A 20,665-nucleotide genomic window follows, 5' to 3' on the forward strand; every position below is an offset into this window, starting at 1 on the left:
GAATTTCACCGCTCTCCGGACGGCGTCCTGGCACGCCGTCTCATCGTCTTCCACTTGAGCCCAGGCCCCCGCGTGGCCAGGGCGGCCCTGGCCGCCGGGTCGCTGCGCGCGAAGGCGATCAGCAGACCGACGGCGAACATGGTGGGCAGCAGGGCTGAACCCCCGTAGGAGAACAGCGGCAGGGGCACCCCGGCGATGGGCAGCAGACCCAGCACAGCACCGATGTTGATCACGGTCTGGACCATCAGCCAGGCCGTCACCCCTCCCGCGGCATACCTCACGAAGGGATCCTCCGTACGTCCGGCCACGCGGATACCCGCATAGCCTAGAGCCGCGAAGAGGCCGAGGACCGACAGCGTCCCCGCAAGACCGAGCTCCTCCCCAGCGATGGCGAAGATGAAGTCGGTGTGGGGCTCGGGGAGTTCGCCCCACTTCTCCGCGCTCGCGCCGAGTCCCGAGCCGAACCAGCCGCCCGAGGCGAGGGCGTAGATGCCGTGAACGGCCTGCCAGCAGCGGTCGTCGGGCCCCGGGTCGGTGGCGCCGAGGCAGGCGAGCCGGTCCATGCGGTGAGGGCTGGTGGCGATGAAGAGCGCGCCCAGCGCGGCGGCCGCAGTGAGGACGCCCACGAAGAGGCGGGTGGGGGCGCCGGCCAGCCAGAGCAGGGCGAAGACGATGGCGGTGAGGATCATCACCGTTCCCATGTCGCCGCCGACCATCACCAGGCCGAACACCAGCAGCGCGCCGGGGACCAGCGGGATCAGCAGGTGGCGCCACTGGGTCAGCAGCCGCTTCTCGCCCTTCCTCGCCAGCAGGTCGCCGCCCCACAGCACGAGCGCCAGCTTGGCGAACTCGCTCGGCTGGATCTGGAACGAGCCGCCCACCGCGATCCAGTTGGTGCTGCCGTTGACCTCGACGCCGACGCCGGGGACCTGCACGAGCACCAGCAGGGCGACCGTGCAAGCCAGGAAGGGATAGGTCAGGGCGCGCAGCAGCCTGACGGGGACGCGGGAGGCGATGAGGAGCAGCACGGTGCCGAGCACGGCGGCGAGCAGCTGCTTCCTGAAGTAGAACGTGGCGGGCAGCTCGTGGCGCAGCGCCTGGATCTGGGAGGCGGAGAAGACCATCACGAGGCCGAGCAGGGTGATCAGCAGCCCGGTGCCCATCACGACGTAATAGGCCGTCAGCGGGCGGTCCCACGCACGGCGCAGCCTGGCCAGCGGCCGGGGGGCGCGCGGTGGACGCGGGCGCGGGCGCCTGCGCGGGGCGTAGACCGCGGCCTCACTCCGGGGCGCGCGCGGGCGCACGGCACCTCCGCGGCGCGCGCTTGGGGGGACGGAACGGCGGGCGGCGGAGGGCGCGGGGTGCTCAGCTGTCATCGTGGGCCCCTCCTTCGGCCCGCGCCGGCTTCTCCCGCGGGCTACTGCTCGGTGGCGCCCTGACCGTCCGCCAGGGCGTGGACGGCGGCGGCGAAGGCGTCGCCCCGCTCGTTGTAACTGGTGAACATATCCATCGAGGCACAGGCCGGGGCCATCAGGACCGTGTCTCCGGGCCGGGCCAGCCGGGTCGCCTCGCGGACAGCCGCCGCCATCGCCCCAGTGTCCGTCCGTCCGAGGTCGACGACCGGCACATCCGGGGCGTGTCGCGCCAGGGCCTGGGCGATCAGGCCGCGGTCGGCACCGATGAGGACCACGCCGCGCAGCCGCCCGGCGGCGCCGCGCACCAGGTCGTCGAACGTCGCGCCCTTGGCAAGACCTCCGGCGATCCACACGGTGGACGCGTAGGCGGCGAGGGATGCCTCGGCGGCATGGGTGTTGGTGGCCTTGGAGTCGTCCACGTAGGCCACCCCCGCCACGTCCGCGACGTGCTCGATGCGGTGCGGATCCGGGGTGAACGCGCGCAGCCCGTCGCGCACGGCCACGGGCTCCACGCCGTAGGCGCGGGCCAGGGCGGCGGCGGCCAGGGCGTTGGCGATGTTGTGCGGGGCCGGGGGGTTCACGTCGGCGACGGTGGCGAGCTCCTGGGCGCGCTCCCGGCGGTCGGCGATGAACGCCCGGTCGGCCAGGACGCCGTCCACGACGCCGAGTTGGGAGAGCCCTGGCGGGCCGAGGGTGAAGCCGATGGCGCGGCAGCCCTCGACCACGTCCGCCTTGGCGACCAGGTCCTCGGTGGCGGGGTCGGCGACGTTGTAGACGCAGGCGACCCGGTTCCCGGCGTAGACGCGGCCCTTGTCGGCGGCGTAGGCGTCCATCGAGCCGTGCCAGTCGAGGTGGTCGGGGGCCAGGTTGAGCACGGCCCCCGAGTGCGGGCGCACGGAGGGCGCCCAGTGCAGCTGGTAGCTGGACAGCTCGACGGCGAGCACGTCGTAGGGCGGGTCGGCGAGGACGGCGTCGACGAGCGGGGTGCCGATGTTCCCGACCGCGGCCGTGCGCAGGCCCGCCGCCTGGAGGATGGCGGCGAGCATGCGCACGGTGGTGGTCTTGCCGTTGGTGCCGGTGACGGCGAGCCAGGGCGGGCCGGCGTCGCCGCGCAGCCGCCAGGCGATCTCGACATCGCCGACGACCTCGACGCCGATGGCCGCCGCCGCGGTGAACAGAGGGCTGTCGGGGCGCCAGCCCGGGGAGGTGACGACCAGGTCGGTGTCCCCGGGAAGCCGCTCGCCGTCGCCGAGCCAGACGTCGATGCCCTGCTCGCGCAGCTCGGCCGCGCGCGCCCGCTGGCGCTCGCTGTCGCCGCCGTCCACCACGGTGACCCGCGACCCGAGCCGGGCCAGGGCGCGGGCCGTGCTGACCCCGCTCACCCCGAGCCCGGCCACGGTCACGCGCAGGCCGTCGAACGTTGCAGGCAGCCGTGTCACCAGTCCGCCACCCATGTGCCGTAGAAGATGCCGATGCCGACGATGACGCACATGCCCTGGATGATCCAGAACCGCACGACGACCAGCACCTCGCTCCAGCCCTTGAGCTCGAAGTGGTGCTGGAGCGGCGCCATCTTGAACACGCGCCGCCCGGTCAGCCGGAACGAGCCGACCTGGATGACCACGGACATGGTGATCAGGACGAAGAGGCCGCCGAGCACCGCGACGAGCAGCTCGGTGCGCGAGACGATGGCGAGCCCGGCGAGCGCGCCGCCCAGCGCGAGTGAGCCGGTGTCGCCCATGAAGATCTTGGCCGGTGAGGTGTTCCACCACAGGAAGCCGAAGAGCGCGCCCATGAGCGCGGCGGCCACCACCGCGGCGTCGAGCGGATCGCGTACCTCGTAACAGGACGCCCCCGCGGTGACCGGGTCGGCGCACGTCTGGCCGTACTGCCAGACGCCGATGAAGACATACGCGCCGAACACCATCGCCGAGGCGCCCGTGGCGAGGCCGTCGAGGCCGTCGGTGAGGTTCACGCCGTTGGACATGGCCAGGATCATGAACAGCGCCCACAGCACGAACAGCACGGGGCCGATGGTCCAGGAGAAGTCCTGGGTGAACGACAGGTGCGTGGACGCCGGGGTGAGCCCGCGGGCGTCGGCGAAGTTCAGGGACAGGATCGCGAACGTCACGCCCACGATGAACTGCCCGAGCATCTTCGCGCCGGCGCGCAGGCCCAGGCTGCGCCGCCTGACGATCTTGATGTAGTCGTCGAGGAAGCCGACCAGGCCCATGCCCGCCATCAGGAAGAGCACCAACAGGCCCGAGATGCTGGGCTGTTCGCTGGTGATGACCTTGGTGAGGGCGTAGGCGATCAGGGTCGCCAGGATGAACGCGATGCCGCCCATGGTCGGGGTGCCGCGCTTGCTGTGGTGGTCCCTCGGGCCGTCGTCCCTGATGTACTGGCCGTAGCCCTTGCGGGCCAGCAGCTTGATCAGCAGCGGCGTGCCGATCAGGGTCAGGAAGAGTCCGATCGCGCCGGAGAAGAGGATCTGCCTCATCGGGCGGCGACCTCGCCATCGACGCCGTCGCCCGTCAGCCGGGTGGCGACTTCCTCCAGGCCCACCGCGCGGGACGCCTTGACCAGCACGACATCTCCCGGCCTCAGCTCCCTGCGCAGCAGCTCGACCGCCGCCTGAGCGTCGGACACGTGCACCGACTCCTCACCCCACGAACCCTCGTTCTTGGCGCCCATGTCCAGCCACGCGGCCTCCTGGCCGCCGACGGACACGAGCCTGCTCACGTTGAGCCGGACGACCAGCCGCCCGACGGCGTCGTGCTCGGCCAGCGCGTCCTCCCCGAGCTCGGCCATCGCGCCGAGCACCGCCCAGGTGCGCCCGCCCCGTGCCTTCGCGGCGTCGCCCATGGCGACGAGCGCGCGCAGCGCGGCGCGCATCGACTCGGGGTTGGCGTTGTAGGCGTCGTTGACCACGGTGACGCCGTCGGACCGTTCGGTGACCTCCATCCGCCACTTCGAGAGCGGCGCGGCCTCCGTCAGGGTTTCGGCGATGTCCGCGGCGGACATGCCTACCTCATGCGCAACAGCCGCCGCGGCAAGCGCGTTCGACACATGGTGCTCACCGTACAGGCGCAGGGTCACATCGGCGCACCCGGTGGGGGTATGCAGCTCGAACGCCGGCCGTCCCCGTGGTGTCAGCCGCACGTGCGCGGCGCGGACGTCGGCGTCGTCGGCCTCGCCGAAGAGCAGCGTCCTGGCGGCGGTGCGGCTGGCCATGGCGCGCACCAGCGGGTCGTCGGCGTTGAGCACGGCGACGCCGCCTTCGGCGGCCGGCGGCAGCGCCTCGACGAGCTCGCCCTTGGCCTGCGCGATGGCCTCTCTCGAGCCGAACTCCCCGATGTGCGCGGAGCCGACGTTGAGGACCACGCCGATGCGCGGCGGGGTGAGCGACGTGAGGTAGCGGATGTGGCCGATGCCGCGGGCGCCCATCTCGAGCACGAGGAAGCGGGTGGCCTCCCCGGCGCGCAGGGCGGTCAGCGGCAGGCCGATCTCGTTGTTCAGGGAGCCGGGCGGCCAGATGGTGGGGGCGGTGCGCTCGAGCAGCTGGGCGATGAGGTCCTTGGTGCTGGTCTTGCCCGCGGAGCCGGTGAGCGCGACAAGGGTGGCGCCCAGGTCCTTGACGGTGTGCCGGGCGAGGGCGCCGAGCGCCGCGGTGACGTCGTCGACGAGCACGGCGGGCACGCCGACGGGGCGGGTGGCGAGCACCACGGCGGCGCCCGCGGCGACGGCGGCGGCGGCGAAGTCGTGGCCGTCGACGCGTTCGCCCGGCAGCGCGGCGAAGAGTGAGCCGGGCTCGGCCAGCCTGGAGTCGATGACCACGGGCCCGGTGACGCGGGGTGGTGACTCCGGTATGTCATGCGGCTCTCCCCGCACGACCGTGATGAGCTCAGCAACGGAAAGGGGGATCACTGCAACGGGCCTCGCCTGGCGTCGGGATGTCTTGGGGCTTGCGAGCCGCGCTCGATGGCCGCGCGCAGCTCCTCTCGGTCGTCGAAGGGCCGGATGACTCCGGCGATGTCCTGGCCGCGCTCGTGGCCCTTGCCCGCGACCAGGACGGTGTCGCCCGGCTCGGCGCGGGCGACGGCGGCGGCGATGGCGGCCGCGCGGTCCTCCTCCACCAGCACGGTGCCGCGCTCGTGGGCGGGCACATCGGCGGCACCCGCGAGCATGGCGGCCAGGATGGCGAGCGGGTCCTCGGAGCGGGGGTTGTCCGAGGTGAGCACGGCGGTGTCGGACAGCCGGGCCAGGGCGGCGCCCATGCGCGGGCGCTTGTGCGGGTCGCGGTCGCCGCCGCAGCCGAGCACGGCGTGCAGCCTGCCCCTGGTCACCTTGCGCAGGGCGTAGAGCACGGACTCCACGGCGTCGGGCTTGTGGGCGTAGTCGACCACGGCGAGGAACGGCTGTCCCGCGTCGACCCGTTCGAGCCGCCCAGGGACGCCGGGCACCGCGGCGACGCCGTCGGCCGCGGTCTGGGGGTCGATGCCCGCGACGGCGAGGGCCGCGACGGCGGCGAGGGCGTTGGCGACGTTGAACGGGCCCGGCAGCGGGGCGGTGGCCCGCACGCGGGCGCCCTCGGGGCCGAGCGCGGTGAACGTCGAGCCGAGCGGGCCGATCTCCACGTCATCGGCGCGCCAGTCGGCGTCGGGGTGGCCCTCGGCGGAGAACGTGGTGACCGGGACCTCGGAGAGCCCGAGCAGCCTGCGGCCGTGTTCGTCGTCCAGGTTGACCACGCCGAGCCGCGCGCGGGCGCGGGTGAACAGGCGCGCCTTGGTGAGGAAGTAGTCCTCGATGTCCGGGTGGAAGTCGAGGTGTTCGGCGCTGAGGTTGGTGAAGACGGCGACATCGAACACGCAGCCGTCGACGCGGCCGAGGGCCAGCGCGTGGCTCGAGACCTCCATGGCGACGGAGCGGACGCCGCGCTCGCGCATGACGGCGAAGAGGGCCTGGAGCTCGGTGGCCTCGGGGGTGGTGCGTTCGGACGCCAGGCGCTCGCCCGCGACGCGGGTCTCGACCGTGCCGATGAGGCCGGTCTCCTCGCCGTCCTTGGCCGCGTGGCGCAGGCCGCCCTCGACCAGGTAGGCGGTGGTGGTCTTGCCCGAGGTGCCGGTGATGCCGATCTGGAGCAGGTCGCGCCCGGGCTCGTCGAAGATCGCGGCGGCCAGGCCGCCCATCACGGCGCGCGGCTCGGGCACGGTGAGGACCGGGAGCCCGGTGACCGCGGCGCGCTCGGCGCCGCCGGGGTCGGTGAGCACGGCGACCGCGCCGAGGCTGGCGGCCTGGGCGGCGAAGTCGGCGCCGTGGAAGCGGGCGCCGGGGAGCGCGGCGTAGAGGTCGCCGGGGATGACGGCGCGTGAGTCGTGGGTGATCCCGGTGACGGGCTGCTCGCCGCCCGGAGCCTCGACGCCGGAGAGCTCGGGGCGGTCGAGGAGCGCGACCAGCTCCGCCAGGGGCACGGGCCTCACATGCGCCGGGCGGCGCGGTGATTGATCAGCGAGTGGCACGGCGGTGAGCGTACCGGGCTGGGGCGTGCCGGAGCGAAACGAGGTTGACCCGTCGGTGATGGTTCTCACGTGCCTGTGCTCCGCTCTGTGGTGCGGGGGTGGTGCGGGGTCGTCGTGCCTGCGGGGTGGTCAGGCGTCGGGGTCGAACGTGATCGGCAGTCCCTCGAACTCCGAGCCGGTGGGCGGGACCTCGAGGGCGGCCAGGGAGAAGCGCATGACCTCGTTGAAGACGGGACCGCAGACCTCGCTGCCGGTGTAGGGGCCGTCCGTGGGGTTCTGGACGACGCAGTAGACGGTGACGCGGGGGTCGTCGGCGGGGGCGAACCCGGCGAACGACGAGGTGTAGCCGTCGTAGACGCCCGTCTCGGGGTCCACCCGGTTGGCGGTACCGGTCTTTCCCGCGACGCGGTAGCCGGGGATGCGGGCGGCAGCGCCGGTGCCGTCAGGGCTCGCGACCACGGTCTCCAGCATGCGCGTCAGCTCGGTCGCGGTGTCCTGGCTCACCACGCGCTGGCGTTCGGGCTCGGGCGCGGACCTGTACTCGCCGTCGGGGCCCGTGGTGCCGCGCACCAGGGTCGGGGTGACGCGCTCGCCGCCGCCCGCGAGCGTGGAGTAGACGGACGCGGCCTGCACGGCGTTGACGGACAGGCCCTGGCCGAACGGGATCGTGTACTGCTGCGAGGCGTTCCAGTCCTCGGGGTCGGCGAGGATGCCGGGGGTCTCGCCGGGGAAGCCGAGCCCGGTGGGGCTGCCGAAGCCGAAGGCCCGCAGATAGGAGTGAAGCACCTCGTTGGCCTCGGACTGGGTGTCGCCCAGCTCCTCGGCCGCGAGGATCGTGCCGATGTTGCTCGACTGGGCCAGGACGCCGGCGAGGGTGAGGTAGAGCGTCTCGTGCTCCTCGTGGTCGGCGAAGCTGCGGTCGGCGCGCGGGAGGCGGTTGGGCACGGTGACGTGCGTGTCGCTGGTGGCCGCCTCCTCCTCCAGGACGGCGGCCATGGTGATGACCTTGCTGGTGGAGCCGAGCTCGAACGCGTCCTGGAGCGCGGGGTTGCCCAGGCCCTGGCCGTCGACGGCCGTCAGGTCGTTGGGGTCGTAGCCGGGGGCGCTCGCCAGGGCGAGGAGTTCGCCCGTGGTGGTGTCCTGGACGACGACATAGCCGCTGTCCGCCGCCGACTCCTCGACCTGGGCCTCGATGGCGTGCTGCGCGGCCCACTGGATGTCGCGGTCGAGGGTCAGCTCGACATCGGTGCCGGGGACGGCGGGGTTCTCCGTCTCCTCGGCGGTGGGGATGCGGCGGCCGCCGGACTGGGCGTAGGTGATGTCGCCGTCCTCGCCCGAGAGCTGGTCGTCGAGCTGCGCCTCGAGGCCGCCGCCGCCCACGCCCTCGCCGTTGACGAAGCCGAGAACGGCGGCGGCGAGGTCGGCGTTGGGGTAGACGCGCTTGGAGTTCTCCTCGGCGAAGACGCCGGAGAGCACCTGCTCGCCCGTGCCCTTGGCCTCCTGCTCGGCGAGGTTGGCGCGCAGGTCCTGGATCTGCCGCCAGACGGCGGGGAGTTGCTCGCGGGCGAGCACGGCGTAGCGCGAGTCGGGGTCGTCGAGCAGGTCGGTCAGCTCGGCGGCGTCCCTGCCGAGGATCGGGGCGAGCAGCGCGGCGGCGCGCTCGGGGGCGTCGGGGATGCCGGTCTCCTCCTCGGAGAAGAGGAGCGGGTCGGCGGTGATGTCGTACGCGTCCACGGTGGTGGCCAGGGCGGCGCCGTCGCGGTCGGTGATGTCGCCGCGCTCGGCGGTCAGCGGGACGGTGACATAGCGGTTGACGGTGGCCTGCGCGGTGTACGAGGAGGCGCCGACGGCCTGGACCTGGAGCAGCCGCACGGAGAACGCCACCATGATGAGCGTCAGCGCCAGGCCGATCAGGCGCAGCCTGGGGCGTGGGGAGCCCAGGCGCAACGCGGGGCCGTCGGGGCGGGAACGGCGCGGCTGCGGCGGCCTTGGCGCGGTCATGAGGTCTCCCCCGGTCGGGGCGCCCCCGGCGTCGCGGTGGGCTCGGTGGGCGCGGTGGGCTCGGTGGGCGCGGTCGATGGCGCGGGCGGTCCCGGAGGCGCGGGGACCACGGGGACGAGGTCGCCCGACTGCGGGGCGATCTCGGGGCGTTCCTCCGAAGCGTCCCCCGGATCACCGCCGTTGGCCGCGTCGCCGCCCTCGGCCGCTTCGTCGTCGGGCTCCGGCGTGGGCGTGGGGGCGGGCTCGGCCTCGCCGAGCACGGTGCCGTCGGGGCCGATGAACGCGGGCGGCCCGGCCGGGACGAGGCCAAGCTCGCGGGCGCGCTCGGCCAGCGCGTCGGGGGCCGCGTGCCCGTCCACCTCGGCCTGGAGCTCCTGACCCTCGTCGGTCAGCTCGCGGGTCTCCCTGCGCAGCTCGCTCAGCTCGAACGAGCCCTGGTTGAGCGAGGCGTTGAGGAACAGCAGGGCGATCATGCCGAGGCCGAGCAGCGCCACCACGAGCAGGACGAACGGGGTGCGGGCTGCGGACGAGGAACGGTTGGGCACCAGTCCGGCGAGGCGGGTCAGCCGCGTCTGGGGCCCGGGGCCTCGGGAACGGCTCATGGGACGGCCTCCCTGACGCGTTCCGCGGCGCGCAGGCGGGCGGGGGCGGCGCGGCTGTTCTCGGCCAGCTCCTCCGCGTCCGGCTGCTCCGCGCCGCGGGTCAGCAGGCGCAGGCGCGGCTGGTACTGCTCGGGGATGACGGGCAGCCCGGGCGGGGCCGTCGATCCGGCGCCCTCGGCCAGGGCCCGCTTGACCAGCCGGTCCTCGAGCGAGTGGTACGAAAGGACCGCGACGCGGCCGCCCACGGCGAGGGCGTCGATGGCGGCGGGCAGGGCGCGTTCGAGCGCGCGCAGCTCGCCGTTGACCTCGATGCGCAGGGCCTGGAAGGTGCGCTTGGCGGGGTTGCCGCCGGTGCGCTTGGCGGCCTGGGGCAGGGCGTCGCGGATGAGGGTGACGAGCCGGGCTGTGGAGGTCAGCGGCTCGCGGCGGCGCTCCTTGGCGATGGCGTCGACGATGCGGCGGGCGTTGCGCTCCTCGCCGTAGGCGCGCAGGACGCGGACCAGCTCGCCCGGGGGGTAGGTGTTGAGGACGTCGGCGGCGCTCGGGCCCTTCGACTGGTCCATCCGCATGTCGAGGGGGGCGTCGCGGGCGTAGGCGAAGCCGCGGTCGGCCTCGTCGAGCTGCATCGACGAGACGCCGAGATCGAAGAGCACGGCGGCCACTCGGGTGACGCCTAGGCGCGCGAGGACGTCGGGCAGCTCGTCGTAGACGGCGTGCGCGAGGGTGGCGCGGTCGCCGTGCGGGGCAAGGCGCTCGCCGGCCAGCCGCAGCGCCTCGGGGTCGCGGTCGAGGGCGACGAGGCGGGCCCCGGGGAACGCGGTGAGCAGCGCCTCGCTGTGCCCGCCGAGGCCGAGGGTGCAATCGACCGCCACCGCCCCCGGGGCACGCAGCGCCGGGCCGAGCAGCTCGAGGCAGCGCCTGAGCATGACGGGGCGGTGCCGGGCCTCCGGCGGCCGGTCGTTGCTGGTCGTCATGTGCCTTCCGGGGGGAGGTGAGACAGGTGACGGGCGAATGACGGGCGGAAACAGTGGCCTGGTGCACGCCTCCCGGTGCGCGTCACACTAGCCCACCGGTTTCCGCGGTCACCGGACCGACCCCAGGATGCGCCAGGAAGCTGTGACCCGCATCACTCGTCCCGGGGAGACGCCTCAGTGGCGCTCGTATTAACGTCACAGATATGACGCAGACGGTCACCGATGAGCTTCTCCGGGCCAACGAACGCTACGCCGAGGCGTTCACCGATCCGGGAATGGACGCCAGACCAGTGCGCAAGGTGGCGATCGTCGCCTGCATGGACGCCAGGCTCGACCTGCACGAGGCCCTGGGCCTCGCGCTGGGCGACTGCCACACCATCAGGAACGCCGGCGGTGTGGTCACCGACGACGTGATCCGCTCCCTGACCATCAGTCAACGGCTTCTCCAGACCCGCGCCGTGGTGCTGATCCACCACACGGGGTGCGGGCTGCTCGGCCTGAGCGAGGACTTCAGGCACGAGCTCGAGCTCGAGGTCGGTCAGCGGCCGAACTGGGCGCTGGAGTCGTTCCACGACCTCGACCAGGACGTGCGCCAGTCAATGGCCCGCGTGCGCACCTCCCCCTTTCTCCCGCACACTGATGACGTACGCGGCTTTGTGTTCGACGTGACGACCGGGCTGTTGCGGGAGATCGACCCCGCGGGCACGCCGGTCCAGTGACGGGCGGCCCTGGCAGTGTGAAGAATGCTGCGGGGAGGCAACCGTCCGGTTCGGAATCGGTGTCCGGTTGATCGACACGGCCCGGCGGCACGCCGGGCCTGGCATGGCAAATGGGGCCGAGGAGGGCCGGGTGACGACCTATGAGGAGCAGACCAACCTCACCGATCTGAGCGCCACGGCGGAGCAGGTGCGCCGCGCGGTGGAGAGCGTGATCGAGGGGAAGCCGGAGGTCGTACGGCTCTCGCTGACGGTGCTGCTCGCCGGGGGGCACCTGCTGCTCGAAGACGTGCCGGGGGTCGGCAAGACGATGCTGGCCAAGGCGCTGGCGAAGTCGATCGACTGCTCGGTGCAGCGCATCCAGTTCACGCCGGATCTGCTGCCCACCGACATCACCGGGGTCAGCGTCTTCGACCAGCAGCGCAAGGAGTTCGAGTTCAAGCCGGGGGCGGTGTTCGCGCAGATCGTCATCGGCGACGAGATCAACCGCGCCTCGCCCAAGACGCAGTCGGCGCTGCTCGAGTCGATGGAGGAGCGCCAGGTCACGGCGGACGGGCGCACCTACGAGCTGCCGCGCCCCTTCATGGTGATCGCGACGCAGAACCCCGTGGAGATGGAGGGGACGTACCCGCTGCCCGAGGCGCAGCGTGACCGTTTCATGGCGCGGGTCTCGGTCGGCTATCCGAGCGCCGAGGCGGAGCTGCGGATGCTGGAGTCGCACGGGGGCGTGTCGCCGCTCGCGTCGCTGCGGCCCGCGGCGCACGCGAGCGACGTGATCAAGCTGATCGAGGCCGTGCGCGAGGTGCACGTGTCGGACGCGGTGCGGCGTTACGCCGTCGACCTCACCGCGGCCACCCGCGGCCACCCCGAGCTGCGGCTCGGGGCGTCCCCGCGCGCGACGCTCCACCTGGTGCGGGCGGCCAAGGCCGCGGCGGCGCTCGCCGGGCGCGGCTTCGTGCTGCCCGACGACATCCAGCAGCTCGCGGTGCCCGTGCTGGCCCACCGGCTGCTGCCGAGCGCGCAGGCCCAGCTGAACCGGCACACCACCGAGCAGTTCGTGACCGACATCCTGCGCCGAACCTCGGTGCCGGACCCCTACGCCGCCCAGCGCCTGCGGGGCTACTGATGTCCCGGGACCGGCCGCCCGCGGGAGCGGAGGACGACCGGGGGCCGCTGCGGGCGGCGTTCGCCGGGTTGACCACGCGCGGCCGGTCGTTCCTCGCGGCCGGGGGCGCGGCGGCGGCGTGCGCGTACCTGCTGGGGCAGCCCGACCTGCTGCGGGTGGGGATGCTGCTCGCCGCGCTGCCCGTGCTGTGCGTGCTGGTGCTGCACGGCACCCGCAGCGGGGTGGCGGCGGCGCGGCGCCTTTCGCCCGCCCGGGTGGGCGCGGGCAGCGAGGCGCGGGTGCACCTGCGCGTAGAGAACGTCGCGCGCCTGCCCAGCGGGCTGCTGCTGCTCCAGGACCGGGTGCCCTATGTGCTGGGGCCGAGGCCGAGGTTCGTGCTCGACCGGATCGAGCCGGGCGGGCGGCGCGAGGTGACGTACCGGATCCGCTCGGACCTGCGGGGGCGTTACCCGCTGGGGCCCTTGCAGCTGCGGCTCGCCGACCCGTTCGGGATGGTGGAGCTGAGCCGGTCGTTCCACGCGTACGACGTAATGACCGTGCTGCCGCGGATCGAGTCGCTGCCGCCGGTGCGGCTCGGCGGCGACGCGGGCGGGCACGGGGACGGCAGGCAGCGCGTCATCGCGGTGGCGGGCGACGACGACATCATTCCGCGCGACTACCGGCACGGCGACGACCTGCGGCGCGTGCACTGGCGCTCGACGGCGCACCGGGGCGCGTTGATGGTGCGGCGCGAGGAGCAGCCGCTCCAGGCGCGGTGCACCGTGCTGCTCGACACGCGGCGGCGCGCCTACGCGGGCGGCGGGCCCGAATCGGCGTTCGAACGCGCGGTGTCGGGGGCCGCCTCGGTGGTGAGCCACCTGGTGGCGCGGGGATACGGCGCGCGGCTCGTGACCGACGCGGGGCTCGCGATGCCGGGCCCCGACACCGGAACGGCCGACACCGCCGAGGTCACAGGGCTGATCATGGACGCGCTCGCGGTGGTCGACCACTCGGCCAACGACGGGCTCGATGGGGCGCTCGCGGGCGCTCGCGGCGGCGACACCGGGCTGCTGGTCGCGTTTCTCGGCGCCGTGGACGACGAGCAGATCGCCGTGCTGGGGCGGCTGAGGCAGCGGGCCAACGGCGCGGTCGCGCTGCTCGCCGCGGGTCAGTGGGACCCGGCGTACGAGGCGGACCGGCTGCGGGCGCTCGGACAGGCGGGGTGGACGGCGCTCGCGCACCACCAGGGCGTGCCGCTGGGGCGGCTGTGGCAGGAGGCCGCGCTCGAGCTCGCGGCCGCGGGCCGGGGAGTGACCGGGCCGCGATGAGCCGCGGGTGCCCGACGAGCCGGAGGGATGGAACGGGCGGATGAACGGCCGGATGGACAGCCGGATGGACAGCCGGATACGGATGGCCTGCGCGGCATGGGTGGCCACGCTCGCCGCGGCGTGCGCGCTGCTGCCGCTGATCGACGGCTCGGACTGGATGGTCCAGGTCGCCGTCCTCTCGGCCACCCAGACCGGCATCGGGGTGCTGATGCGCTGGCGCGGCATGGCCATGCCGCCGACGGTCGCGGTGCAGGCGCTGGCGTCGCTGCTGATGCTGACCGTGGTCTCGGCGGCGGAGTACGCGGTCGGCGGGCTGCTGCCTGGGCCCGCGGTGTTCGACCGGTTCGGGCGGCTGCTCTCCGCCGGGGCCGAGGACATCGGCCGGTATGTGGCGCCCGCGCCCGCGACCGAGGGCATCAGGCTCATGGTGTTCGGCGGGGTGCTGCTGATCGGGCTCCTCGTGGACGTCCTCGCGGTGCCGATGCGCAGCGCCGCCGCGGCCGGGCTGCCGCTGCTCGCGCTCTACTCGGTGGCGGCGGGCGTCGCCCAGGACGCGTCGAGCTGGCCGTACTTCGTGACCGCGGCGGCCGGGTACCTGGTGCTGCTGCTCGCGGAGGGGCGTGAACGGCTCGGCACCTGGGGGAGGTTCTTCGGCGGCCCCGGCCACGGGCGGCCGATGGGGCCGCGGGACCAGGTGCTCGGCGCCGGGCCGAGGGCGCGCGCCGGGCGGCGCATCGGCGCGGTGAGCCTGGGCGTCGCCGCGCTCGCGCCCGCGCTGCTGCCGTCGCTCGGCGGCGGGCTGCTCGACATCGACGGCGAGGGCGGCGCCGGGGGCGGGGGCGGCTCGGTCTCCTCGGTCGACCCCGTGGTCGCGCTCCAGGACCAGCTCAACCAGCCGGCGGACCGCGAGATCCTGCGGTACAGGACCAACAGCCCGTCGCCCGACGAGATGTATCTGCGGCTGGTCGCGCTCGACGACTTCACCGGCGAGGAGTGGATCTCCTCGCGCTGGCACGACCCGGTGCCCGGCGGGCCATGGAGCGTGAACGGGCTCGCGCCCGGCGTCGAGACCTCGCAGGTGACGACGTCGATCACGGCGTCCGAGAGCTACGCCCAGTCCTCGCTGCCTGTGCCGTATCCGGCGGAGTGGATCGAAACCACGGGCAACTGGTCGTACGACACCGGCTCCCAGACGCTCGTGTCGAACGACTCGGGCCTCTCCGCGAGCGGGCGCACCTACGAGGTCAACCACCTGCTCGTCGAGCCCACGGCCGACCAGCTGACCAACGCGCCGCAGCCGCGCACCGACATCGCACGGCACTACACGCGGGTCCCTGACAACCTGCCGCCCGAGGTCGAGGAGACCGCGCGCGAGGTCACCAGGGGCGCGGCGAACAACCACGCGCGGGCGGTGGCGTTGCAGGAGTGGTTCACGGGCTCGGGGGGGTTCGCCTACGACACCGAGGTGGAGTCGGGCAGCGGCAGCGAGGCGATCGTCAACTTCCTGGAGCAGAGGGAGGGATTCTGCGTCCACTTCGCGTTCACCATGGCCGCCATGGCGCGGACGTTGGACATCCCCGCGCAGGTCGCGGTGGGGTTCACGCCGGGGACGCGGATGCCGGGCGGCACCTACTCGGTGGGCATCCACAACGCGCACGCGTGGCCCGAGCTGTACTTCGAGGGCACAGGCTGGGTCAGGTTCGAGCCGACGCCCGGCCAGGGCAACGCGCCCGACCACACCAGGCCCGACTACGCGGCGCCCGACCAGGACAGCCCGTCGGATCCCGAGGTGCCCGAGCCCGAGCCGTCGGACGAGGAGCCCACACCGACGCCGACCGCGCCAGACCGCTGCGACCCCGCCGTGGACGGCGCGTGCGGGCCCCAGGAGCCGATCGCGCTGGACAGCGAGGACCAGGCCGGGCTGCCGGGGTGGTGGGCCGCGCTGTTGTTCGGCGGCGGCGGCCTGGCACTCGCGCTGCTCGGCGGTCCGCTGCTGTGGCGGACCCGGGCCAGGACGGGGCGGCTCGCGCGGGGGGCGGGGACGCTGGCGGCCTGGCGGGAGCTGAAGGACACCGCGTGGGACTACGGCGTGCCGCCGCAGAGCTGGGAGACGCCCCGGCAGGCGGGCGAGCGGCTGGTGCGGGTCACCGGGCTCGGCGAGGAGGCCGCGGCGGCCGTGCTGCGCGTGGCCACGGCCGTGGAGGAGGAGCTGTACGCGCCACCGGGCGCGCGGCGCGAGGAGCGCGGGCTCGCCCATGACGTGCGCACCGCGGCCGCGGGCCTGCGCGCCGGGGCGAGCCGGGCCGAACGGTGGCGGGCACTCCTGCTGCCGCGTTCCGCCATATGGGTGACACGGCTGCTCTCCGAGCGGCGGGCGGCGCTCGTCGGGCGCCTGCGCGCCAGGGCGGGGCGCATCACGGCCCGGCTCACGCGCCGCAGGGCCTGAGGGGCGCAGGGCGCGACAGGCACGCAGAAGGGCCGCCCGGCACCTGCCGGGCGGCCCTCAACGCTTCTCGTCGGCCTCAGTCGTCGCGCGCGTCACGGCGTCGCTGCCAGCGCTGCTCGATCCTGTTCATCATGGAGCGGCGCTGCTTCTGGCCACGCTGCCTGCCACCTGCGCCCCCGCCGCGCGCCTGCCCCTCGCCCGCCGACGGCGACTTGCGCCAGCCGGTCACGGCGACGACGGCACAACCGAGCATCACGAGGAAGCCCACCACGCTAAGGGCGATGAACTGGGCGACCATGCCTCCCATGAGGAGGCCGATCCCCACAAGGAAACCGGCAATCGCTTGGTAGACCCGCTTGCGGGTGTACGTGCGCAGCTCGTTTCCCTCAAGCGCTGTCGCGAATTTGGGATCTTCGGCGTACAGCGCTCGCTCCATTTGTTCGAGCATGCGCTGCTCGTGGTCCGAGAGCGGCACGGAGTCCTCCTACTCGTCGGTCGCGGTGGCGACCCGATCCGACTCTTCCAAGGATAGGCAGGGAAGTCGCCCTGTGAAACCCACCCCTGTACGCCAATTTCGCCCACCACACCCGGCACACCAAGCCCCGCGGGGTTGGGAATGTCCTTCCCTCGCGAACCTCGGATCATGCCCAGCTAGTCCCTCACGATGATACGAGGAACTGGACTACAGTTCGCCCGGAAGCTCGGCGAGCATATGCAGCTGCCCGGCGATCGCCCGGAACGCCGGCTGACGGGCGGCTTCCGCTTCGAGCCTGGTCAGGGCGGCGAGAGCGTCGGGCTCCGTGTCCACAAGCGAGCCAGGCACGAGATCGGCGAAGACGCGGATGCCATGCACCTCCCCCGGCACCAGACCCGCCTCGCTCACCAGCGACGTCAGCCCCTCCACGGTGAAACGGTGCGGCACCGGGTCCGCCTCGCCCCAGCGCCCCGCCGGGTCGGCGAGCGCCCTGCGGGCCTCGGAGAAACGCCCGGCCAGCGCCCGGGAGAGCACCGCGCCGCCCACTCCCGCCACCAGCAGACTCACCGTGCCGCCGCCGCGGCGCAGCGCGTCGGCCACCGAGGCCAGCGCGGCGGCGGGCTCCTCCACATACTCGAGCACGCCGTGGCACAGCACCACGTCGAACGCGTCGCGCCCCGCGACGCTCAGCAGGTCCTGGGTGTCCCCCTGGACGCCCCTGACCCGGCCGCCATCGGCAGAGTCCCACGAGACGCCCTCCTCGGCCGCCCTGCGCCCGAGCGCGAAGAGCGCGTCGGGGCTGGGGTCGACCACGGTGACCCGGTGGCCGAGCCCGGCCAGGGGAACGGCGAAGCTGCCGCTGCCGCCCCCGGTGTCGAGCACGTCGAGCACCGGCCGCCCCGCGGCCTCGGCGCGCCGCGCGACCGCGTGGCGCAGCACCTCCCAGGCCACCCCGGCGCGCAGCGCGGCGTGCGGTCCCGGCGTGGGGCCGCCTCGGGCGCTGACCCTCGACTCTGACGGCATGGCGGTGGTGCTCCTCGGTGTGGCGTGACGGGGGCCTCACCACCCTACTTGCCGCCCTGCTCCCCCTGCCCGCCCCGCTCGCGGTCGGCGCGCAGCATCGGCTGGCGCACCAGCTTCTCCTCCACCAGGCGCACGAAGAACCCGGCGGCCCGCGCCAGCTCGTCGGCGTCGGCCCGAGAGACAACTCCCCGGATGCCCGCGTCTATTCGGGCCCGCCGCTTCGCGCTCGCGGCGAACAGCACGCCCCACTCGGCCAGCTCGGGGGCTATCTCGGGCAGCACCTCCCACACGCCGCGGATCCGGCGCCGCCCGCGGGCCGTCGGCTCGGGGCGGCCCCTGACGGCGAGCACGGCCGCGGCCGCGCGCAGCGCGGCGAGGTGGGCGGCCACATAGGACTCGCCGGGGTCGGTGAGCGCGGCCGCCTCGTCGAGGCCGCGCTCCGCCTTGGCGAGCAGGTCGAGCGCGGCCGGCGGCGCGGGAGCCCGGCGCGGCACAGGGTGCACATCGGTCGGGAGTCCGTTCATGACGAGCCTCCAGTCAGTCGTCACTCGCGTCGTACAGCGTCGTGCGTGGAAGCCAGCGTGTGCTGATTCCGCGCGGATTGCGCATCTGTGCACATGGTGACCCATGGCACTGACAATCCGTCGGGAGCGGCCCTGACGTGGGAAGGCCGGGACTGGACACCGAGCCGTGGTGCCCCGGGCGCGCGTGGCGCGCGGCGCTCGCCGAACCGCGCGGTGACCTCCCGCGGGTAGTGGAGGAGGTGCCTGAAGAGGGCGTGGCCCAAAGGGGAGTTCGCGCCGGGCATCGACGCCTGGCCGACCGCGCGGGCTCGGGCCGCTGCGCGGCCGGCTCGCCGGGGGCGGAGGGCCATGACGGAACGCCCTCCGCTCCCCGGTGAGTTCCCCCACCCCGGGTATGGCCGAGCTCCTGTGCCCTGCGCCGCCCCGTGTCGGCGGTCCGGCCCACGGGCTCTGCCGCGCCTCACTCTTCCGTGACGCGCGGCCGCTTCCCTCCGTCGTGCTACTCAGGGGGTACTCAACCGGGTACTCAGGTGCCCCGCTCCCGACGCACGCCGAACGGCGGCCACTTCGGGGGCCGTTGAGGGGAGCGGGGAGCGGGAAGGGGGCGGACGACCGGCCGGTCAGTACCGCTGGTCGTCGGAGTAGTAGTAGCCCTGGCCCGCCGATGGGCCGTATCCGTCGTGCCGGGGGTAGTCATGGGCCTGCTGCTGTGGCTGCTGTGGCTGCTGTGGGGGGTAGCCATAGCCGGGGTCCGGCAGGTCGGGAACGGGGCTCTCGCGCTGCTGCGGCACCCACACGCCGCCGGGCGGCGTCTCCTGGTAGTAGGTGTCGGAGGCGGCGGGCCAGGGCGCGCCCGCGTGCTCGTCGGCGGGGGCCGGGGGCCCCGCGTAGTCGGCCGCGTAGTCAGCGGCGTAGGTGGCGGCGTACTGCTGGTGCTCGGGGGCGTACGGCTCGGCGCCGTAGTCCTGCTGCGGGGCGCCCCAGCCCTGGGCCTCGGCGGGGTAGTCGCCCTGGTAACTCCCGTAGCCCACCGCGGTGGTGGCGTAGGGGTCCTGGTAGACGTCGGCGGTCTCCCGCGCCCGGTCCCCGTATATCTCGCCGCCGTCACCCGCGTACGCGGCGAAGCCCTCGGCGGGCGTCTCGTCCGGCATGGGCGGGACACCCGGCGCCTCGGGGACGCCGGGGGCGTCCGGCGGCGGCGGGGGAACGTCCGCCCCCTCGACCGCCCCCTCGACCGCCTCGTCGACCGCGCCATCGGCCGCGCCGTCGGGAACGGCGGGCATCGGCCGTACGCCGCCCGCCCCTTCACGCCTGCGCCTGCTGGTGCCCGGCTTGCCGCCGAGCGCCCAGCCGGTCGAGAAGCCGCGGCGGAACGAGAGGGTGACAAACGTCTGGCCGGTGGCGAACGCGACCGCGCCCACCGCGATCAGCGGCACATGGGACAGGACGACGCCGATCACGACGCCGAGGAACCCGCAGAACGCCACGAGCCGCCAGCGCAGCCGCGCCTTGTACTGGAGCAGGACCTCTCCGAGCAGCCACAGGGCCACGATGCCAAAAGCGATGTAGAGGACCGTCCAGCCCATTACGCCCCTCTCCAGTGACCTAGGTCCGCTGGTGCAGACCCAGATTCTTGTAGACGTCCAGCGTCGCCGTGGAGTGCACCGACGTGTTCAGGGTGATGAAGTGGATCCCTGGGATGTCCTCCTCCATCAGCCTCGCGCACAACTCCGTGGCGAAATCGATCCCGACCGAGCGTACAGCCATCGGGTCGTCTTTGACCGCGAGGATGCGCCTTTCCAGATCGGGCGGGAACGTCGTGTTGCTGAGCTGGGTGAAGCGCTCGATCTGCCGGACGCTGGTGATCGGCATCACCTCGGGGATGATGGGCGTCTCACAGCCCGCGGCGGCCACGCGGTCGCGCAACCGCAGGTAGTCCTCGGGGTAGAAGAACATCTGCGTGATCGCGTAGTCGGCGCCCGCGCGGCACTTGGCGACAAAGTGCCGGATGTCGCTCTCCCAGTCGGTGGACCTGGGGTGCATCTCGGGAAACGCCGCGACGCCCACGCAGAAGTCGCCCGACTCCTTGATGAGACCGACCAGTTCGGCGGCGTAGCTGATCCCCTCGGGGTGCCGCGTCCACTCCCCCATCGGGTCGCCCGGCGGGTCGCCGCGCAGCGCCAGCATGTTCCTGATGCCGGCGCCCGCGTACTGGCCCACGATGTTCCGCAGCTCGGCCACCGAGTGGTTGACCGCGGTGAGATGGGCGACGGGCGTCAGCGTGGTCTCGGCGGCGATCCGCTCGGTGGCCCGCACGGTCCGCTCCCTGGACGAGCCGCCCGCGCCATAGGTCACGGAGACGAACGTCGGGCCCACCGCCTCCACCCGGCGAATGGCGCTCCACAGGGTGCGCTCGCCCCTCTCGGTCTTCGGCGGGCTGAACTCGAAGGAGTAGGAGCGCTCCCCCGCCGCGAGCAGGTCTCGCACGGTCGGCGCGCGCCCGGTCATCCTGCTGGCAATCCCTAGGGCCATGTGAC

The 20,665-nt window shown here is 73.6% G+C and carries 17 protein-coding genes; 4 read left to right on the forward strand and 13 right to left on the reverse strand.

Annotated elements, in window-relative coordinates; translation table 11 throughout:
• Nucleotides 1–5: 5 nt before the first annotated feature.
• The 8 genes from ftsW to rsmH form a co-directional block, all read right to left on the reverse strand.
• The gene (ftsW, locus tag DEH69_RS09770; RefSeq protein WP_113686526.1) at nucleotides 6–1,376 is read right to left on the reverse strand and encodes a putative lipid II flippase FtsW; all 1,371 of its coding nucleotides are present in this window, start codon (nucleotides 1,374–1,376) and stop codon (nucleotides 6–8) included.
• 41 nt (nucleotides 1,377–1,417) lie between these two features.
• Complete coding sequence (gene murD, locus DEH69_RS09775; protein WP_258534571.1) at nucleotides 1,418–2,845, reverse strand: UDP-N-acetylmuramoyl-L-alanine--D-glutamate ligase; 1,428 nt, start codon at nucleotides 2,843–2,845, stop codon at nucleotides 1,418–1,420.
• Between the two features lie 5 nt (nucleotides 2,846–2,850).
• Nucleotides 2,851–3,915 carry a phospho-N-acetylmuramoyl-pentapeptide-transferase gene (mraY, locus tag DEH69_RS09780; RefSeq protein ID WP_113686528.1) on the reverse strand — a complete coding sequence of 355 codons (1,065 nt, stop codon included), beginning with the start codon at nucleotides 3,913–3,915 and terminating at the stop codon, nucleotides 2,851–2,853.
• Entirely contained in the window at nucleotides 3,912–5,342 is a 1,431-nt protein-coding gene (murF, locus tag DEH69_RS09785) for a UDP-N-acetylmuramoyl-tripeptide--D-alanyl-D-alanine ligase (RefSeq protein ID WP_113686529.1), read from the reverse strand. Before murF ends, mraY begins: the two co-directional genes overlap by 4 nt.
• On the reverse strand, nucleotides 5,339–6,934 hold the full coding sequence (locus tag DEH69_RS09790; RefSeq protein WP_181727346.1) for a UDP-N-acetylmuramoyl-L-alanyl-D-glutamate--2,6-diaminopimelate ligase: 1,596 nt from the start codon (nucleotides 6,932–6,934) through the stop codon (nucleotides 5,339–5,341). Before DEH69_RS09790 ends, murF begins: the two co-directional genes overlap by 4 nt.
• A gap of 129 nt (nucleotides 6,935–7,063) precedes the next feature.
• Nucleotides 7,064–8,935 (reverse strand): penicillin-binding protein 2, encoded by a 1,872-nt coding sequence (locus DEH69_RS09795; RefSeq protein WP_113686530.1) that lies wholly within the window; start codon nucleotides 8,933–8,935, stop codon nucleotides 7,064–7,066.
• Complete coding sequence (locus DEH69_RS09800) at nucleotides 8,932–9,537, reverse strand: septum formation initiator family protein (protein ID WP_113686531.1); 606 nt, start codon at nucleotides 9,535–9,537, stop codon at nucleotides 8,932–8,934. The genes DEH69_RS09795 and DEH69_RS09800 overlap by 4 nt, the downstream gene beginning before the upstream one ends.
• The gene (gene rsmH, locus DEH69_RS09805) at nucleotides 9,534–10,511 is read right to left on the reverse strand and encodes a 16S rRNA (cytosine(1402)-N(4))-methyltransferase RsmH (RefSeq protein ID WP_113686532.1); all 978 of its coding nucleotides are present in this window, start codon (nucleotides 10,509–10,511) and stop codon (nucleotides 9,534–9,536) included. Before rsmH ends, DEH69_RS09800 begins: the two co-directional genes overlap by 4 nt.
• A 203-nt stretch (nucleotides 10,512–10,714) precedes the next feature.
• Here rsmH and DEH69_RS09810 point away from each other — a divergent pair, with 203 nt between their 5' ends.
• The 4 genes from DEH69_RS09810 (at nucleotide 10,715) to DEH69_RS09825 (ending at nucleotide 16,106) form a co-directional block, all read left to right on the forward strand.
• Complete coding sequence (locus DEH69_RS09810; protein WP_113686533.1) at nucleotides 10,715–11,230, forward strand: carbonic anhydrase; 516 nt, start codon at nucleotides 10,715–10,717, stop codon at nucleotides 11,228–11,230.
• A 130-nt stretch (nucleotides 11,231–11,360) separates the two neighbouring features.
• The gene (locus DEH69_RS09815; protein WP_113686534.1) at nucleotides 11,361–12,353 is read left to right on the forward strand and encodes a MoxR family ATPase; all 993 of its coding nucleotides are present in this window, start codon (nucleotides 11,361–11,363) and stop codon (nucleotides 12,351–12,353) included.
• Nucleotides 12,353–13,660: a DUF58 domain-containing protein gene (locus DEH69_RS09820; RefSeq protein WP_113686535.1), complete on the forward strand. Its 1,308-nt coding sequence runs from the start codon at nucleotides 12,353–12,355 to the stop codon at nucleotides 13,658–13,660. The genes DEH69_RS09815 and DEH69_RS09820 overlap by 1 nt, the downstream gene beginning before the upstream one ends.
• Before the next feature lie 7 nt (nucleotides 13,661–13,667).
• Nucleotides 13,668–16,106, forward strand: coding sequence for a DUF3488 and transglutaminase-like domain-containing protein (locus DEH69_RS09825; protein ID WP_309302774.1), 2,439 nt, complete (start codon nucleotides 13,668–13,670; stop codon nucleotides 16,104–16,106).
• Between the two features lie 76 nt (nucleotides 16,107–16,182).
• Here DEH69_RS09825 and DEH69_RS09830 read toward each other — a convergent pair whose 3' ends face one another.
• The 5 genes from DEH69_RS09830 to metF form a co-directional block, all read right to left on the reverse strand.
• Nucleotides 16,183–16,581 carry a DUF3040 domain-containing protein gene (locus DEH69_RS09830; RefSeq protein ID WP_113686536.1) on the reverse strand — a complete coding sequence of 133 codons (399 nt, stop codon included), beginning with the start codon at nucleotides 16,579–16,581 and terminating at the stop codon, nucleotides 16,183–16,185.
• A 207-nt stretch (nucleotides 16,582–16,788) separates the two neighbouring features.
• Nucleotides 16,789–17,604, reverse strand: a complete 816-nt coding sequence (locus tag DEH69_RS09835) for a bifunctional 2-polyprenyl-6-hydroxyphenol methylase/3-demethylubiquinol 3-O-methyltransferase UbiG (protein WP_113686537.1) — start codon at nucleotides 17,602–17,604, stop codon at nucleotides 16,789–16,791.
• A gap of 44 nt (nucleotides 17,605–17,648) precedes the next feature.
• A complete protein-coding gene (locus DEH69_RS09840) occupies nucleotides 17,649–18,128 on the reverse strand; it encodes an SAV_6107 family HEPN domain-containing protein (protein WP_113686538.1) in 480 nt (159 codons plus the stop codon).
• Between the two features lie 620 nt (nucleotides 18,129–18,748).
• Nucleotides 18,749–19,714, reverse strand: coding sequence for a hypothetical protein (locus DEH69_RS09845; protein WP_113686539.1), 966 nt, complete (start codon nucleotides 19,712–19,714; stop codon nucleotides 18,749–18,751).
• A gap of 19 nt (nucleotides 19,715–19,733) precedes the next feature.
• On the reverse strand, nucleotides 19,734–20,660 hold the full coding sequence (metF, locus tag DEH69_RS09850) for a methylenetetrahydrofolate reductase [NAD(P)H] (RefSeq protein ID WP_113686540.1): 927 nt from the start codon (nucleotides 20,658–20,660) through the stop codon (nucleotides 19,734–19,736).
• Nucleotides 20,661–20,665: the final 5 nt, after the last annotated feature.

The sequence above is a fragment of the Streptomyces sp. PT12 genome, from assembly GCF_003311645.1.
Taxonomy (GTDB): Bacteria; Actinomycetota; Actinomycetes; order Streptomycetales; family Streptomycetaceae; genus Streptomyces.